The sequence below is a fragment of the Cohnella ginsengisoli genome (assembly GCF_029525555.1).
GTDB classification, from domain to species: Bacteria; Bacillota; Bacilli; order Paenibacillales; family Paenibacillaceae; genus Cohnella; species Cohnella ginsengisoli.
In genome coordinates, this window is the sequence record NZ_JAPDHZ010000002.1 from 474,548 (window position 1) to 490,029 (window position 15,482).

Here is a 15,482-nt window from a genome sequence, read left to right on the forward strand (position 1 = left end):
CGCACATTCGACGGGAGGCAGACGGCATTGCTTTTTATCGACAACGGCGGAGGCAACGATCCCGCCCTTAATCTGGCTCTCGAGGAGTATGCCCTTCGCAAGCTGTCCGGGGACGAGCCGATCCTGCTTTTTTTACGTCAACAGGCCTTCCATCATCATCGGTAAAAATCAGAACACCGCCGAAGAAGTCAATTCGGCCTACACCGAGGCGCACGGCATAGACGTCGTCCGCAGGCTGTCCGGCGGCGGTGCCGTTTATCACGATCTCGGCAATTTGAACTTTAGCTTCATTACCAAGGACGACGGCAATTCGTTCCACAACTTCCGCAAGTTCACGGAGCCGGTCGTCAAGGCGCTGCGCGACATGGGCGTCGATGCCGAGCTGTCGGGCCGCAACGACATTCAAGTCGGCGAACGCAAAATATCGGGCAACGCGATGTTCGCGACCGGCGGACGGATGTTCTGCCACGGCACGCTCCTGTTCGATTCCCGCATGGAGGACGTATCCGCGGCGCTGAAGCCGAATCCGCTCAAGTTCGAGTCGAAGGCGACCAAGTCGATCCGCGCGCGCGTCGCCAACATCTCGGAGTTTCTGGCGGAGCCGATGACGATCGAAGCCTTCAGAGGCCGAATCCTCGCCTCGATCTTCCACGGCGCCTCCGACATTCCGCAGCTTCGGCTGACCGAGCCGGATTGGGAAGCGGTTCGCAAGCTGGCCGACGAGCGTTACCGAAGCTGGGATTGGAATTACGGCCTGTCGCCGTCATTCAACGTTCAGCAGCGCAAGCGCCTGCCCGCCGGCACCTTCGATATTCGAATGAACGTGCAGGAAGGACGCATCGCGGAAGCCGCCGTATACGGCGACTTCTTCGGGCGGGGCGAGATCGGCGACGTGACCGAGATGCTTCAAGGGCTGCGTTACGACCGGGAGTCGCTCGCGGCCGCGTTCGAAGGCGTGGACTTGGCCTTTTACTTCGGCGCGGTCACGATGGAAGAATGGCTGGATTTGCTGATCTGAAGCCGATACAACTTAGACGATCCAATCACCCATACTCGACTGGAGGCACTTTACGATGACGAACTCTCTTCAATCCTGCACCGTGCTGCATAACGGCGTACGCATGCCCTGGCTGGGACTCGGCGTCTGGAAAATGGATAACGACGCGCAGGTCGTCTCCGCCGTACGCGCCGCGCTCGACGCCGGCTACCGGAGCATCGATACGGCCGCGATCTACAAAAACGAAGCGGGCGTCGGACAGGCGATCCGCGAAGGCGGCGTCCCGCGTTCGGAATTGTTCGTCACGACGAAGATTTGGAACGACGATCAGGGCTACGACAAGACGCTGGCCGCCTATGACGCGTCGCTCGGCCGCCTCGGACTCGACGCGGTAGATCTGCTGCTCATTCATTGGCCGGGCACCGACAAATTCGTCGACACATGGCGCGCGTTCGAGAAGCTGTATGCGGACGGACGCGTGAAGGCCGTCGGCGTCAGCAACTTCAACATCCGGCACCTGGAGGAGCTGAAACGGCACAGCGACCTCGTCCCGATGGTCAATCAAGTCGAATACCATCCGCTCCTGTCCCAGCGCGACCTGCTCGGCTATTGCCGGGAAAACCGCATCCAGCTCGAGGCTTGGAGCCCGCTCATGCAGGGCAACCTCGATCATGAGGTATTGCGTTCGATCGGCGCGAAGCACGGCAAATCGCCGGCCCAGGTCGTGCTGCGCTGGGACATCCAGCATGGCGTCGTGACGATTCCGAAATCGGTGACGCCGGCGCGCATCGCGGAAAACGCGAACGTGTTCGACTTCGTGCTGAGCGCGGACGAGATGGCGCTTATCGACGACCTGAACCGGGACCAACGGTTCGGCGCCGATCCGGAAAAGTTTCTGTTCTAACGCCAAAAGAAGCCGTCGCCGTATGTCCGTTGGGACTGCGTTGACGGCTTCTTTTCGATTGACGCGCGCCCATCCGGTTATCTCGCACAGCTTGCGCGCCTTATGCGATTGAGCGTGTGATTGCCAGGAGCCATGCCGGCCTCTCGCGCACAAAATATGGCTGGTTGTTCCTATTTAGGAACATCGCTGGAGTCCCACTCGCAAACGGCGCAGGTTGTTCCTCATGGGGAACAATGCTGCCTTCTCCCGAGCAAATGTACTCGAGGTGTTCCTGACCAGGAACTTCGCCGCTCTCTCACGCGCGAAAGGTGCCTGGTTGTTCCTCATCGGGAACAATCCTGCTCCTGCCTGGTGCTATCGTGCAAAAGTGCAGCATCCGAGGCTGGTTTGTGGGCGTTTAGCGGTCTATCGTACATAAGTGCACGATGGATCATCGCTGTATGCGAGAACCGGGACTAATTGAGTAAAAATGCTGCACTTATGCGCGATAGAGGGAACGACGAAAGGGGACGGCTGTCAATCATGCACTTTTGCGCGATAGCCACATTCATGTCTGCCTCTATCGCTATCATCGATTGATGCTGAGCAGCACCGGCCGTGTCACCTCACAAAGCTAACGCCGGCCAAGTCTGGTCCCATCGCTTGGCCTCGATCCTGCGTTCGAAAATCGCGCGAAGCGCCGGATCGTCTTTAAACGCCGGCGTCGGCGCGACCCGCATAGCGACAGCGTCGGCCAGGCCGTGCGGCGCGCCGAGCACGGGCAGGCCGTCGGCTCCGAGCGTCAAGGCGAGCGCGGTCGCGGTCTCCGGGTAATTCGCGACGGCGTCGAGCGAAGACCGGTAAGGCGCTCGGCCGTTCATGACATGCATGCGCGCCTGGTTTTTCACGGACCAAGGCACGTTCGGCATTCTCGAGCGAAGCTCGTCCTCATGCCGTTTTTCGATTGCCTCGTCCGTATCCGCGGCGTCGAAGTAGATCACGTCGACATCGGGCAGACGCGTGCGCGTAGTCGAACCGGACAGAACGTCCCACAACTTGCTTCGCACGAACCCGGCGGCGATCCATCAGTCGGGCAGGTTCAACGCGCGGGCCGCCCGCAGCGCGGACATCATCTCCTCGTCCGCTCGAACGAGCGACAGCAGCATGCGTTCGTCCATCGCTTCAGATGCCCTCGAGCCGCAGCTTGTCCGCCGTTCGCTTCAATATCGGAGGCGCCGGCGCGAGTAACTCGCGTCCGTCCGGCAGCACGACTCGCCAAGCGTGCAGCAGCTGATGGTTGATGCCCGCAAATATTTTCCCGCCGTACTTCACGTCTCCGAGCAGCGGATGGCCGATGCTCTGGAAGTGCGTGCGGATCTGATGCGTGCGTCCGCTGACGAGCTCGATCTCGACCAGACTGTAGCCATCGCCCTGGGAGAGCGCCCGGTATCGCGTCGTCGCGGACAACCGCTTTTCGTCGGCGGCGCTCGCTGCCGACGCGACCCGCGTGCGATTGCGCTTTTCGTCTCGCACGAGCTCGTCCGTCAGCTCGCCTTCGCCTTCGAGCCTACCTTCGACGATCGTCACGTAATACTTTTGCAGCTCGTGCTTCTGGATCCACTGATTGAGCTGATGCAGCATGCCCGCCGTCTTGCCGACGAGCACAAGACCGCTCGTATTGCGATCGAGCCTGTTGGCCGTCGCGGGCATGAACATCGGGCTGTCGAGCTCCCCTTTGCGGTACAAGTACGCATGCACGCGGTTGATCAGGGTGTCCCTCTGATCCGTCTGATCCGGATGCGTGAGCATGCCCGCGGGCTTCAGCGCGACGAGCAGCTGATCGTCTTCGTAGACGACGTGAATGTCGGCGTTGACGCCGACGTACTTCGTCTTTTGCTGCCCGATCGAAGCTTCCTTGTATTGCTCTTCTTCCATATAGATCGCCAGCTCGTCGCCCGCAGCCAGCTCGTAGTCCTGCTTTTTGCGCTTGCCGTTTACCCGGACCTTGCCCGAGTCGATCATCTTGTAGATCTGACCGAGCGGGACGTTCGGCAGCAGGTTGCGGAGAAAGCGGTGCAGGCGCTTGCCGCTCTCCGAGGGAGTAACCTTGCGATTAATCATTCAGTGTTCGCTCCTAGCTTCAATTCAATCGATCATTCATGCGGTCGTTATTGCCGATTATACCTGATTTCTGCGTCGATCAACAAAAAAAAGCCGCCGGATCCAAGTGGATTCGAACGGCCTTTAAGAAATGCGGGATGGCTAACGCTTCGACGGATCGTATGGTTCTCCGGCGGCCGCCGGTCCGCGGACCGACTTGCCGACCGCGCCGGCGAGTACGATCAGGGTCAGCACGTAAGGCAGCATGTAGAGGAACTCGGTCGGAATCGATTGGGAAAATTCGAACCGGGTCAGGAAGTTCCGCAGCGCCTGCGCCATGCCGAAGAAGAAGGCGGCGCCGAATACGCCGTACGGATTCCAGCGACCGAAGATCAGCGCGGCGATGGCGATGAAGCCCTGGCCCGAGATCGTGCTATGCGAAAAGTTGCTCGTAGTCGTGAGCGTAATCGTCGCGCCGCCGAGACCCGCGAGCGCGCCGCTGATCAATACGCCGATATAGCGGTATTTGGTGACGCTGATGCCGACCGTGTCCGCGGCGCCCGGATGTTCGCCGACCGAACGCAAGCGCAGTCCGAACGGCGTCCTGAACAGCAAATACGAACTGAGCGGCACGAGGATGTATGCGATGTACGTCGTCGGGTAGCTGTTGAAAAACGCTCTGCCGAGAAACGGAATATCCGACAGCAGCGGAATCGGCCACTTGGCGAATACTTGCTCGAGCTGCGCGGTGTCGCCCGCTCCCTCGAAGATGATTTTCACCAGATACAACGTGACGGCGACCGCGAGAATGTTAATGACGACGCCGACGATCGTCTGATCGGCTTTGAGCGACACGGTCGCATAGGCGTGCAGCAGCGCGAATACGAGTCCGCAAAAGACGCCCGCGATCAGTCCGACCCAAGGCGAGGAAGTCGTCGCGCCTCCGTCCGTCTCCATATAATAGCTTGCGATCGCGGCGCCGAACGCACCGGCGGTCATCATGCCCTCGAGACCGATGTTGAACACGCCCGACCGTTCGCTGAACACGCCGCCGAGCGCGGCGAAGATGAGCGCGACGGAAAAGACAAGCGTAGAACTGATTAGATCAGCCAACGTTCCCATTCATGTCAGCCCCCCTTCCGCTCGCGCGATTTGCGTTTTTTGAACAACGGCTGAATCACGGTGCGGATCAGGCCGTGAGAGGCGACGAAGAAGATGATGCTGCCGATGACGATTCGTACGATCTCCGACGGTACGTCGGCTTCGAAGTTCATCCCCGCAGATCCATAGGTAAGTCCGCCGAACAGGATCGCGCCGAGCAGGATGCCGATCGGATGGTTGCCGCCGAGCAGCGCGACGGCGATGCCGTCGAAGCCGTAGCCCGCGGACGCGGCTTGTACGACCTGATAGTGGAAAACGCCGAGTACCGAGAAGACGCCGCCAAGTCCTGCGAACGCGCCCGAGATCATCATCGTCTTGATGAAGCTGGCCTTGATGTTGATGCCCGCGGCTTTGGCGGCATCGGCGTTGTGCCCGACGGCGCGCAGCTCGTAGCCCTGCTTCGTGCGCCACAGCAGCACGTAGAAGATGACGACGCAGAGCAGGCCGATCCAGATGCCCCAGTCCATGCGCGCGCCCTCCATGAAGTTCTGGAGCCAGCCGATGGACAGCGAGGCGGTATCGTCGATGTTCGGCGTCTTTTGCTCGCCCTTTTTGACGAGAAAATCGCGGAGAATGTAGTTGGACAAATACAGCGCGATCCAGTTCAGCATGATGGCCGAGATGACCTCGTTTACGCCGCGGTAGGCCTTGAGCCAGCCGACCAGCGCGCCCCAGAGCGCGCCGCACAGCATGCCGACGATCAGCGCCAGCGGGGCGTGAATGAATGCGGGCAGGTGCACTTTTAGGCCGATGAACGTCGCAGCCGTCATGCCGATGATGTATTGGCCGTCCGCGCCGATGTTGAAGATGCCGGCACGGAAGGCGAAGCCGACGGCGAGGCCCGTGAACAGGATCGGCGTGATGGCGACGATCGTCTCTCCGAAGTCGTATTTGGTGCCGAATACCGTTTTCCAAAGCGCGCCGTATGCCGCGAACGGGTCGTAGCCGCCGATCCACATGACGATCCCGCCGCACAGCAATCCGAGCACGATCGCGATAAACGGGATGTAGGTGGACGGTTTATTGAAGATTTCAGCCGCTTTATTCATGCCGACGCTCCTTTGCCAGCCTGCATTTTGCCCGCCATCATGAGACCGATCTCATCGTCTGCCGCCTTTTCGGGATCGACCTCGCCCATGATTCGGCCGTCGAAGATCACCTGGATGCGGTCCGAAAGCCGGTGAAGCTCGTCCAGCTCGTAGGAGATCAGCAGAACGGCCTTGCCTTCGGCCCTTGCCTGCAGGAGCCGGTCGTGTACGAACGAGATCGCGCCGATATCGAGCCCCCGCGTCGGCTGAACGGCGATGAGCAGCTGCGGGTCGCGTTCCATCTCCCGCGCGATGATCGCCTTCTGCTGGTTGCCGCCGGAGAGCGAGCGCGTCTTGTTATGAATATCCGGCGTCCGCACGTCGTAAGCTTCGATCAGCTTCGCGGCGTGCCGGTCGATTTCGGATTTGTTCAGGAAGCCGCCCTTGAAAAACCGTTCTTGCTCGGGGGATCCCAGGATTAAGTTTTCGCTGACGCTAAAATCGAGCACGAGTCCGTGCTTCTGACGATCCTCGGGAATGTTCGACATGCCCGCTTCGATCCGGTTTTTGATTGAAGCCTGCGTAATGTCCCTGCCGTTCAGCCGAATGCTGCCGCTCTGCACCGCTCGCATGCCCGTGAGCGCTTCCACCAGCTCGTGCTGTCCGTTCCCGTCGACGCCGGCGATGCCCACGATCTCGCCCGCCCGAATGTTAAAGGACACACCGTCGACGACTGGCTTGCCTTTATCGGCGCCCGCGACCGTGACGTCCGACAGCTCAAGTACCATCTCGCCCGGCTTCGCAGCTTCCTTCGGCTTGTCGAGCGACACGCGCCTGCCGACCATTTTCTCGGCGAGCTCGCTCTCGCTGGTCTCCGCCGTATTCACGGTGCCGACGACCTTGCCTCTGCGAATGATCGTCACGCGGTCGGACACTTCCATAATTTCCTTGAGCTTGTGGGTGATCAAAATGATGGATTTCCCTTCGTTCGCAAGCCGTTTCAAAATTTGCATCAGCTCGTGAATCTCCTGCACGGTCAATACCGCGGTCGGTTCGTCGAAAATTAAAATTTCTGCGCCGCGATAGAGGGTTTTCAAAATCTCGACGCGCTGCTGCATGCCGACCGTGATATTCTCGACCTTGACCGTCGGCTCGACCATGAGCCCATAGCGTTCGGACAGCTCCTTGACCTTTGCGTTCGCCTGCCGATAGTTGATGGACAGTCCCTTGGAGGGCTCGATGCCGAGCACGATGTTCTCGGCGACCGTGAACGGCTGGACCAATTTGAAGTGCTGGTGAACCATCCCGATGCCGAGCTCGATCGCTTTGCCGGGTCCGTCGATCGCCTGCGGCTTGCCGTTTACGCGGATTTCGCCCTCGTCAGGCTGATACAAGCCGAATAAAATGCTCATCAGCGTCGATTTGCCGGCGCCGTTTTCCCCGAGCAGCGCGTGGATCTCGCCCTTGCGCAGCTCCAGGCTGATGGCGTCGTTGGCGACGATGCCGGGAAACCGCTTGGTGATGCCCCTAAGCTCGACCACCGGTACCGCTTGCTCCATCTCATATCAGCTCCTGTCCCCATATCAAAAGCGTTAAAACGGAAGAAAGGACAAGGCTCGCGAAAGCGGCCTTGCCCTTGCGGAGATTCCGTGCAGCGCGGAATTATTCCGTCGGAACCTTGATTTCTCCGCTGATGATCTTGTTCTTGTAATCTTCGACCTTGTCGAGGATCTCCTTGGAGACGTTCGGGTTTTCGACAGGCAGACCGACGCCGCCTTCGGCAAGACCGAGCTCGACCGTCTGGCCGCCGTGGAAGTTGCCGGCGAGCAGGTCGTTGGATACGCGGTATACGGCTTCGTCGACCTTTTTGACCATCGAAGTCAAAGTCACGTCGTTGCCGAATTCGATCGATTGGTCTTTGTCGACGCCGATGACCCAAACTTTTTTGCCGGCCTTGAAGCGATCCTTCGCTTCATTGAACACGCCGTTGCCGGAGCCGCCGGCCGCGTGGAAGATGATGTCCGCGCCGCCGTCGTACATCGTGGCCGCGGCCAACTTGCCTTGGTCCGGCTTGCTGAAGTCGCCGACATAATTCACTTCGATCGTCGCGTTCGGGTTGACGGCCGCGACGCCGGCTTTGAAGCCCGCTTCGAACTTCTTGATGACCGGCAGCTCCATGCCGCCGACGAAACCGATCTTGTTCGTCTTCGTCGTGAGACCCGCGACGACGCCAACGAGGAAGGAACCTTCGTTTTCCTTGAACAGGACGGACTCGACGTTCGGCAGCTCCTTGGTCGGCGTCGTGTCGATGAGCGCGAGCTTCGATTCCGGGTTGGCGGAAGCGACGGTCGTAGCCGCGTCAGCGAACAGGAAGCCGATGCCCCAAGTCAGGTCATAGCCGTCTTTGACGAACTTCGTCAGGAGCGGAATGTAGTCGCTGTCCTTTTTGCTCTCTTGATACTTCGTCTCTGCGCCCGTATCCTTCGCGATCTTCTGCAGGGATTCCCAGGCCTGTTGGTTAAACGACTTGTCGTTGACGCCGCCAAGGTCGGTTACCATGCCGATCTTCTTGCCCTTGCCGTCGGCAGGAGCCGCGGATTCGCTGGCGGACGCGGAAGCCGAAGGCGATGCGGACTCGCTGGCCGAAGCGCTCGGGCTGGCGGATTCGGAAGCCGACGCGCTGGCGCTGGCGCTCGAACCGCCTTCGCTATTGTTGTTCTTGCTTCCGCAGCCGGACAGCACCAGCAGCATCGCCAACATGGCGACCAGCATCAGGCTAAGCGGTTTCATCGTGCTCTTTTTCATGCTTGATTCTCTCCCCGTCTCTCATACTTGTATTTGCATCTACGGCGCGAGGGCCGCTCCGGAACCGCTGTAAGAGCCGGCGAAACGGGGCCGCGAGCCGCGGTAGCCGAAATTAGTCTTGCTTCAGCAGTTCGGTCATGTAAGCGAAGAAGCCGTCGCGGTCGACGTCGTAAATCAAGTTAACCGGCCTGCCGCTCTCCGACAACTCCGTCCGTCCCTGCGCCGCGCCGTCTGTTCTGACGATGCTGTTCACCGTCTTGACCTTGACCAGATCGGGCTTGCCGACATAAGCCGCGGTAAGCACGTCCCATAAATAGTAAGTCGAATTGGTCGCATGGAAAATGAGCGGCGGCACAAGGGCGTAGCACTGGCCGACGAAGTCGATCGCCTCGTGCCTGCGGAGCTTGGCCCAAGCGTCCCTGGCCACAAGCGTCAGCGGCACCTGGTTCGTGCTCTCCAGCGCGACCATATCAATCCGAAGCCCGCTCGCCCATACGCGAGCCGTCCCTTCGGGGTCCCAGAACGCGTTCCATTCGGCCGTGCCGTCATGCTCCGGCTCCTCGACGTTGCCCTTCGGCAAGAACGTCCCGCCCATCCATACGACGCGATCGATACGCGCTTCGATATCGGGCGCTTCGTCGAGCGCGCGGGCGAGATCCGTGAGCGGCCCCGTGAAGACGAGCGTCGTTTTCCCTTCGCCCTCGCGTACGCGATCGATGAGATGAAGATGCGCGGGCTTGTCCGAGACCGGCGTCAGGACGGCTTCCGCTTCGTTTAGAATCGGGAAGGCGTCAACATAATAAGACATGATACGCCAGGCCGCAGGAAACGGATTTTTGCCGCGCGAATCGGAACGTGAAAGATCCAACCCTTCGCGCCTCTCCCCGCCGAACCGGTCGATAATCTTCCGGCTGGCTTGTATGGAAGGCTCGAGATAGCCGTCGGCCCCGATGACCGAGACGCCCGTCAACTGTACGTCCGGCATGCGGAGCAGCAGGAGCAGCGCGACGAAATCGTCGCCGCCGCCGTCATGATTCATATAAACTCTCAACGTTCGACCATCCTTCGTTGAACCTTTTTTGCATTCCGATTTGAACGAATGTCCTGTAATCTTTTATAACCCATTAATCACACAAACGCCAGACCCAATCGAAAATACCCTTTACCCTAGCACTTGCTTTGTGAATCAGGCTGAAATCCGACTCGAAAATTCGTCTCCGGCGACAAAACTTGTCTAATCCGCTCGGTATTTCCGGTTTAAAAGCTTGCAGCTATGTTAACTTTACTGACAAACTTAAAGCGATTCCTTGCGTCTCAACCTTCAATCAACCGTTTAACCCTGATACAATGCTATAATAACACAAGCAAAGGACGGTGGGCAGATGAATTGGATTGTCTCCATTGCCGAGCAAAAAATACGCGAAGCCGAAAAATCGGGACAGTTCGACGGATTGTCCGGCCAGGGAAAGCCGCTGCCCGAAGACGACCTGGCGGGCGTGCCCGAGGAGCTTCGCCTTTCCTACAAGCTGCTTAAAAACGCGGGCGCGCTGCCCGAAGAACTGCAGATCCGCAAGGATCTCGTATCGTTGTCCGATCTGCTCGAAGCTTGCCGGGATCCGGCACAATCGGCGAAGCTGAAGGGCGAACTGTCGGAAAAGCGGCTGCGCTACAGGCTCATGATGAACGAACGCGGCTGGACGCAGCAAGACGCCTACGAACAATACGCGGATGCGGTCTATGCCAAGCTGACGCGCGCGGATGCCGATAAAGCGCCTTGACGGCGCCAATTAAGATACACGACAGGAGAGATCGGGATGGACAACTGGCTCGAAGCGCTGCCGAAGGCGGATCTGCACCTGCATCTGGACGGATGCGTGAAGCCCGCCACGCTGCTCGAACTGGCGGAGCGCCGCGGCTATCCGCTGCCCGCGGACCGGCCGGAGGATCTCCTGCCCTTCATGCAGGTCGACGAGAACTGCGACAGCCTGAAAACGTATTTGGAAAAGTTCGGCTTCGTTCTCCCGCTGCTGCAGGATGCGGCCGCCCTCTCGCGCGTCGCCGAAGAGACGGTCGAGCAGTCGGCCGCGCGCAATTGCCTTTATATAGAAGTCCGGTTCGCGCCCGCGCTCCATACGAACGAAGGCATGACGCCCGACGACGCTATCGCCGCCGTGCTGGAGGGCCTTAAGCGCGGAGAGGCGGCCTACGGCGTCGTCGCCCGACTCATCGTCATTTGCATGCGGCATCAGGACGAAGCGATCAACCTGCCCGTCATCCGCGCCGCCATCGCCCGGCGGGACCAAGGCGTTGTGGCGGTCGATTTGGCCGGCGACGAAGCCTCTCATCCCGCGGACCAATTCCGCGCCACGTTCGCCGCCGCCATCGAAGCCGGCATCCCCATCACGATTCATGCGGGCGAAGCGGCCGGCCCTTTCAATGTCCGCGAAGCCGTGGAGGGGCTGGGCGCGACGCGCATCGGCCATGGCATCCGGCTGCGGGAGGACCCCGAGCTGCTGGATTGGATCCGGGACCGGCGCATCCCGCTCGAGCTATGTCCGACGAGCAACGTTCAGACGAAGGCGATCGCGTCGTGGGACGATTACCCGATCCGCAGCTACTACGACGCCGGCGTCTACGTCACCGTCAACACGGACAATCCGACCGTGTCCAGCACCGATATGACGCGCGAATGCGAGGCGATCGCGACGCGCTTCGGCTTCGCGCCTCACGAGCTGGCGGACCTCATGCGCGGTGCGCTGCTGGCGGCGTTCGCCGAGCCGCCCGTCAAGGAACGGCTGCTGGCGCGCTTCGACGAGCTCGTCGAACGCTTGATGATAGACGTCTCTCGCGAGGATTAAACGCCGTAACCGCCAAAAATCCGGCCCCTCGACAGGGACCGGACTTTTGGCGCCTCATTATAGTCATGCTTCCCCGCGACTCTTCCCGTCTATTCGTCTAAACGGTATTTTTGCACCTCTTCGTTCAGCGCGAACATGCGCTTGTCCAGCGAAGCGATCAGGTCTGCCGTATCTTTCAGCTGCAGGCCGATCTCGTGCGGCACCTGCGCGTTGAATTTGTAATAGATCTTGTGCTCGAGGCTCGCCCAAAAATCCATGGCGATCGTGCGGATCTGGATCTCGACGGGCACCTGCTCCATCCGGTCGGTCAGGAACACCGGCACCAGGATGATCAAGTGCAGGCTCTGGTAGCCGTTCGGCTTCGGATTCGCCACGTAATCTTTGACTTCGAGCACGGTAACGTCCTGCTGCTTGCTGATCATCTCGTACATGCGATAAATATCGGTTGAAAAAGAGCAGATGACCCGAATGCCCGAAATATCGCGGATATGGTTCACCGCGTTGTCGATCGTCACCGCGAGCCCTTTGCGGATCAGCTTGTCCCGGATGCTCTCTGGCGACTTGATGCGCGTTTTCATATGCTCGATCGGGTTATAGTTCTGAATGAAGTGCAATTCCTCGTTCAAAATATTCAGCTTCGTGCTGACTTCGTCGAGCGCGAACTTGTATGTCAGCAGCATCTTGCCCCATTCCCGCATGCTGCTCGGATCGATGGCCATCTTCGTCTGTCTCCCTTAAACGTGTTCGCAGAGCTTAAAATTAATGCTTGTGCCGCCAAACGCGCCGCGCGCGCCAAAACGACAGCGCCCCGTATGCGAGAAAAAGCACACCAAGCAGAATCGGCAGAATCTCGGGCAGCGCCGGAGCGGCCTCGTCCATATAATCGCCGACCCAGGGATCGCCTGCCAGCATTTCGCCCGCGGAATAACCGAGCAAGCCGGCCCCCACCCATACGAGCGGCGGAAACCGCGTCATCAGCTTGGTCAGGAATTGACTGCACCAGATGATCAGCGGGACGCTGATCGCAAGTCCGATGACGATAAGCGTGAAGTTGCCGTGAGCCGCGCCAGCGACGGCTACGACGTTGTCGAGGCTCATGACGAGATCCGCGATGACGATCGTCCGGATCGCGCCGCCGAGCGTGGGCTTCGCCTCGATCTCTTCTTCGTGCGAATCCTCGTTCAGCAGCTTCCACGCGATGAACAGCAGCAGCACGCCGCCGCACGCCTGTACCAGCGGGATCCGAAGCAGCGTTACCGCGGCGAACGTCAGCACGATTCGGAGTGCCACCGCGCCGAACGTCCCCCAAAATATCGCTTTTTTCTGATGCGCCGGATCCAAATTTTTGCTCGCCATCGCGATGACGACCGCATTGTCGCCGCTCAGGACGATGTTGATCAGAATCATATCCAGCAATGCAAACAGCCAGTCGCTTCCCATGTTGCGCGCTCCTTGTCCGATTCGAACCGTGCCGCATGCGCCTAGGCGAGCCAAGCAGCCGGCCTTATTTACGCCTCAAGTTACCATTTTACCCGAATTGGGGGCACGCGAACAAACCCGCCCCCATGAGGGACCGGGCTTGTCCGCCGTCCTTCAGTCGATCGTCGAATCGGTCCTCGCCGGGACTCACCAGCCCATGCGGTCTCTCAGCCGTTCAATGTGCGCGGTATGATGCTTGCCGTGCCATACGTACATGCCGAGACAACGATCGAGACGGGTCGTCTCCCCGCTGCCCGGATGGTAGAAATCGCGGGCGAACTGCTCGTCCGTGAGCGACGCCAGCAGCGCGGTCCAACGCACGTGAACGGCCGCGATGAGCGCGAGCGAAGGCGCGATCGGCAAATCGCGCGAGTCGGCGAGCTCCGCCCACAGCTGCTCCTCGTATGGCTTGATCGTCGGACGGTCTTCGGTGAGCGCCAGCTTGAACCGCGTCAGGCTGTTCATATGGCTGTCTCCGATATGATGCACGACCTGCCGGACCTTCCATCCGCCTTCCCGGTATGGCGTATCGAGCTGCGTATCGTCCAGCCCGCGGACCGCTTCGGACAGCAGGTCAGGCAGCGCTGCGATGTCCTGGATCCACTGTCTGCGCTGCTCGGGGGGAAATGTCGCCATCGAATGCGAACTTGCCGATCGGATAACGCAAATCGTTCATTTTTCTTTCGCTCCTGTCTTGCGTCGTTTTTTCCAGTATAGCACATCTCGCCAGCCGCTCCGCACGTTACCGCGTGCCGATGCGCTTCGACCGTGTCGCTGCGGGCTTGGTCAAATGAGGCGGCAATCGGCCTTTCGATCCTGCCCCCAACCGCAGTCTCGCCGGCTTTCGGCCGACAACGTGAAAAAATCCAAAAAAACATGTGCGATTTCACAAAATAACGCTAGCCAAGACAAAGTCCCATGCGTTATAATGAAAGCGCTACCACCCAAACTTTCGATGACAGGGGGATACGAAAAGATGGATGCAGCGATGAATTTATACGATCAGTTCGAACCGAGAAACGATTGCTACTTCTTCCGCATCGGCGCCCAAGGGCAAATTTGTTGTCACGGCCGCAACTATACGATAAAAAAACGAATGACGGCCGAGCAGGCGGAAGCTTTGACGAGAGACGCGCTTTTCGTCCGGATCACCTCGGACTGCTACGTCAACGTCGCCAAGATCACCTACGTGACGGACAATGCCGTATACTTCGGCGACGGTCCCGCTTTGAACCATATGCTACCCGTCCCGAAGCGCAAGCAGCACCTCATCCGCCAAGGCATCTCCCAGCTTCAGGGACTTCGCATCAGCGTCTGAACGGACAAAAGGCCATCCGCAGAGCGGTTCTGCAGCGGAAGGCCTTTTTTTGTATGCACGCTGGATCATTTAGACCCTTAGCCAGGCGATTGACGATTCCGTCAGCCTTTCCGGCCGTAATCCGCTTTGACTTCCCCCCAGCGCTCCGTCTCCCATTTGAGCACTTTGTTCGGGTATGCGTTCATGCGGAGCCAGCTGAGCGCGCGGTCGACGAGCTCCCAGATCTCGGCAGTCGAGGCGTCCCGCGCCAGTGTCGTCTCGACTTCCTTTTGCCTAAGCCACTTCAGCGCCGTGCGCGAGTCGCTGTAAATCGTCTTCGCGCTCCCCTGCCGCTTCAGATAGGCAAGCGCATGCACGATCGCGAGAAATTCGCCCAAATTGTTCGTCCCCTTGGAGATCGGTCCCACCGAAAACAAAACGTCCCCGGTCCGCGTATCCACGCCCCTGTACTCGACCGGACCCGGATTGCCCCGCGTGCCGACGTCGACCGAGACGCTGTCGAAGTCGATCTCGCGCTCGGCCTGCTCCGGCGATAGCGGCAGCTTTTGCGCCGCTCCTGCGGATTTGGACGCGGAGGCTGACGACCCCTTCGCGCCGCCTTGTCCCCAATGCTTTTTCCAGCCTTCCCGGTAGGCCCGCTCCGCCTCTTGCTTGTTCGCGTATGATTTGTACTTCGCGTCCTTGCGTCCGGATACTTGCGCCTGGCACGCCGGCCAAGAATCGTAGATGCCGGGCGCGCCGCCTTCCCAGACGACGTAATATTTGCCTGCCATGTCCTTTTTCCTCCATGCAGCCTGCGCGCCGAGCGCGCGGCCCCGCGTTCAAGCTTTGATTTTAACATAATAGCCGCGCA

The 15,482-nt window shown here is 59.6% G+C and carries 14 protein-coding genes and 2 pseudogenes; 5 read left to right on the top strand and 11 right to left on the bottom strand.

Annotated features, from left to right (window positions below):
• The first annotated feature begins 27 nt into the window (after positions 1 to 27).
• A pseudogene (locus tag OMP38_RS02420) lies at positions 28 to 1,018 on the top strand (lipoate--protein ligase).
• A gap of 55 nt (positions 1,019 to 1,073) precedes the next feature.
• Positions 1,074 to 1,901 (top strand): aldo/keto reductase, encoded by an 828-nt coding sequence (locus OMP38_RS02425; protein ID WP_277563720.1) that lies wholly within the window; start codon positions 1,074 to 1,076, stop codon positions 1,899 to 1,901.
• A gap of 605 nt (positions 1,902 to 2,506) precedes the next feature.
• Here OMP38_RS02425 and OMP38_RS02430 read toward each other — a convergent pair.
• From OMP38_RS02430 to OMP38_RS02460, 7 genes are all read right to left on the bottom strand, one after another.
• Positions 2,507 to 2,962: a nucleotidyltransferase family protein gene (locus OMP38_RS02430; protein WP_277565143.1), complete on the bottom strand. Its 456-nt coding sequence runs from the start codon at positions 2,960 to 2,962 to the stop codon at positions 2,507 to 2,509.
• A gap of 100 nt (positions 2,963 to 3,062) precedes the next feature.
• Positions 3,063 to 4,001 (bottom strand): RluA family pseudouridine synthase, encoded by a 939-nt coding sequence (locus tag OMP38_RS02435; RefSeq protein ID WP_277563721.1) that lies wholly within the window; start codon positions 3,999 to 4,001, stop codon positions 3,063 to 3,065.
• Between the two features lie 141 nt (positions 4,002 to 4,142).
• Positions 4,143 to 5,102 (bottom strand): ABC transporter permease, encoded by a 960-nt coding sequence (locus tag OMP38_RS02440; protein ID WP_277563722.1) that lies wholly within the window; start codon positions 5,100 to 5,102, stop codon positions 4,143 to 4,145.
• Positions 5,103 to 5,107: 5 nt separating this feature from the next.
• Positions 5,108 to 6,190, bottom strand: coding sequence for an ABC transporter permease (locus OMP38_RS02445; RefSeq protein ID WP_277563723.1), 1,083 nt, complete (start codon positions 6,188 to 6,190; stop codon positions 5,108 to 5,110).
• Complete coding sequence (locus OMP38_RS02450; RefSeq protein ID WP_277563724.1) at positions 6,187 to 7,728, bottom strand: ABC transporter ATP-binding protein; 1,542 nt, start codon at positions 7,726 to 7,728, stop codon at positions 6,187 to 6,189. Before OMP38_RS02450 ends, OMP38_RS02445 begins: the two co-directional genes overlap by 4 nt.
• A 103-nt stretch (positions 7,729 to 7,831) precedes the next feature.
• Positions 7,832 to 8,974 (bottom strand): BMP family lipoprotein, encoded by a 1,143-nt coding sequence (locus OMP38_RS02455; RefSeq protein WP_277563725.1) that lies wholly within the window; start codon positions 8,972 to 8,974, stop codon positions 7,832 to 7,834.
• Between the two features lie 112 nt (positions 8,975 to 9,086).
• Positions 9,087 to 10,013, bottom strand: coding sequence for a nucleoside hydrolase (locus OMP38_RS02460; protein ID WP_277565144.1), 927 nt, complete (start codon positions 10,011 to 10,013; stop codon positions 9,087 to 9,089).
• Between the two features lie 343 nt (positions 10,014 to 10,356).
• Between OMP38_RS02460 and OMP38_RS02465 the strand changes: the two genes are divergently transcribed.
• Positions 10,357 to 10,752, top strand: coding sequence for a DnaJ family domain-containing protein (locus OMP38_RS02465; protein WP_277563726.1), 396 nt, complete (start codon positions 10,357 to 10,359; stop codon positions 10,750 to 10,752).
• A 36-nt stretch (positions 10,753 to 10,788) separates the two neighbouring features.
• A complete protein-coding gene (gene add, locus OMP38_RS02470; RefSeq protein ID WP_277563727.1) occupies positions 10,789 to 11,832 on the top strand; it encodes an adenosine deaminase in 1,044 nt (347 codons plus the stop codon).
• 89 nt (positions 11,833 to 11,921) lie between these two features.
• On the opposite strand, the gene OMP38_RS02475 is transcribed toward add, so the two are convergent.
• From OMP38_RS02475 to OMP38_RS02485, 3 genes and pseudogenes are all read right to left on the bottom strand, one after another.
• Positions 11,922 to 12,551, bottom strand: coding sequence for a GTP pyrophosphokinase (locus tag OMP38_RS02475; protein WP_277563728.1), 630 nt, complete (start codon positions 12,549 to 12,551; stop codon positions 11,922 to 11,924).
• A gap of 40 nt (positions 12,552 to 12,591) precedes the next feature.
• A complete protein-coding gene (locus OMP38_RS02480) occupies positions 12,592 to 13,272 on the bottom strand; it encodes a TerC family protein (RefSeq protein WP_277563729.1) in 681 nt (226 codons plus the stop codon).
• A 186-nt stretch (positions 13,273 to 13,458) separates the two neighbouring features.
• Positions 13,459 to 13,987 (bottom strand): annotated as a pseudogene (locus OMP38_RS02485) (YfiT family bacillithiol transferase).
• A 300-nt stretch (positions 13,988 to 14,287) separates the two neighbouring features.
• Here OMP38_RS02485 and OMP38_RS02490 point away from each other — a divergent pair.
• Positions 14,288 to 14,629, top strand: coding sequence for a hypothetical protein (locus tag OMP38_RS02490; RefSeq protein ID WP_090113218.1), 342 nt, complete (start codon positions 14,288 to 14,290; stop codon positions 14,627 to 14,629).
• A gap of 101 nt (positions 14,630 to 14,730) precedes the next feature.
• On the opposite strand, the gene rnhA is transcribed toward OMP38_RS02490, so the two are convergent.
• Positions 14,731 to 15,402: a ribonuclease H gene (gene rnhA / locus OMP38_RS02495; protein WP_277563730.1), complete on the bottom strand. Its 672-nt coding sequence runs from the start codon at positions 15,400 to 15,402 to the stop codon at positions 14,731 to 14,733.
• Positions 15,403 to 15,482 lie beyond the last annotated feature (80 nt).

Bases quoted from the DNA above. Each gene is read 5' to 3' on its own strand.
- OMP38_RS02425 (WP_277563720.1), top strand. From the start codon at position 1,074: ATGACGAACTCTCTTCAATCCTGCACCGTGCTGCATAACGGCGTACGC.
- OMP38_RS02435 (WP_277563721.1), bottom strand. From the start codon at position 4,001: ATGATTAATCGCAAGGTTACTCCCTCGGAGAGCGGCAAGCGCCTGCAC.
- OMP38_RS02440 (WP_277563722.1), bottom strand. From the start codon at position 5,102: ATGGGAACGTTGGCTGATCTAATCAGTTCTACGCTTGTCTTTTCCGTC.
- OMP38_RS02445 (WP_277563723.1), bottom strand. From the start codon at position 6,190: ATGAATAAAGCGGCTGAAATCTTCAATAAACCGTCCACCTACATCCCG.
- OMP38_RS02450 (WP_277563724.1), bottom strand. From the start codon at position 7,728: ATGGAGCAAGCGGTACCGGTGGTCGAGCTTAGGGGCATCACCAAGCGG.
- OMP38_RS02455 (WP_277563725.1), bottom strand. From the start codon at position 8,974: ATGAAAAAGAGCACGATGAAACCGCTTAGCCTGATGCTGGTCGCCATG.
- OMP38_RS02460 (WP_277565144.1), bottom strand. From the start codon at position 10,013: ATGAATCATGACGGCGGCGGCGACGATTTCGTCGCGCTGCTCCTGCTG.
- OMP38_RS02465 (WP_277563726.1), top strand. From the start codon at position 10,357: ATGAATTGGATTGTCTCCATTGCCGAGCAAAAAATACGCGAAGCCGAA.
- add (WP_277563727.1), top strand. From the start codon at position 10,789: ATGGACAACTGGCTCGAAGCGCTGCCGAAGGCGGATCTGCACCTGCAT.
- OMP38_RS02475 (WP_277563728.1), bottom strand. From the start codon at position 12,551: ATGGCCATCGATCCGAGCAGCATGCGGGAATGGGGCAAGATGCTGCTG.
- OMP38_RS02480 (WP_277563729.1), bottom strand. From the start codon at position 13,272: ATGGGAAGCGACTGGCTGTTTGCATTGCTGGATATGATTCTGATCAAC.
- OMP38_RS02490 (WP_090113218.1), top strand. From the start codon at position 14,288: ATGGATGCAGCGATGAATTTATACGATCAGTTCGAACCGAGAAACGAT.
- rnhA (WP_277563730.1), bottom strand. From the start codon at position 15,402: ATGGCAGGCAAATATTACGTCGTCTGGGAAGGCGGCGCGCCCGGCATC.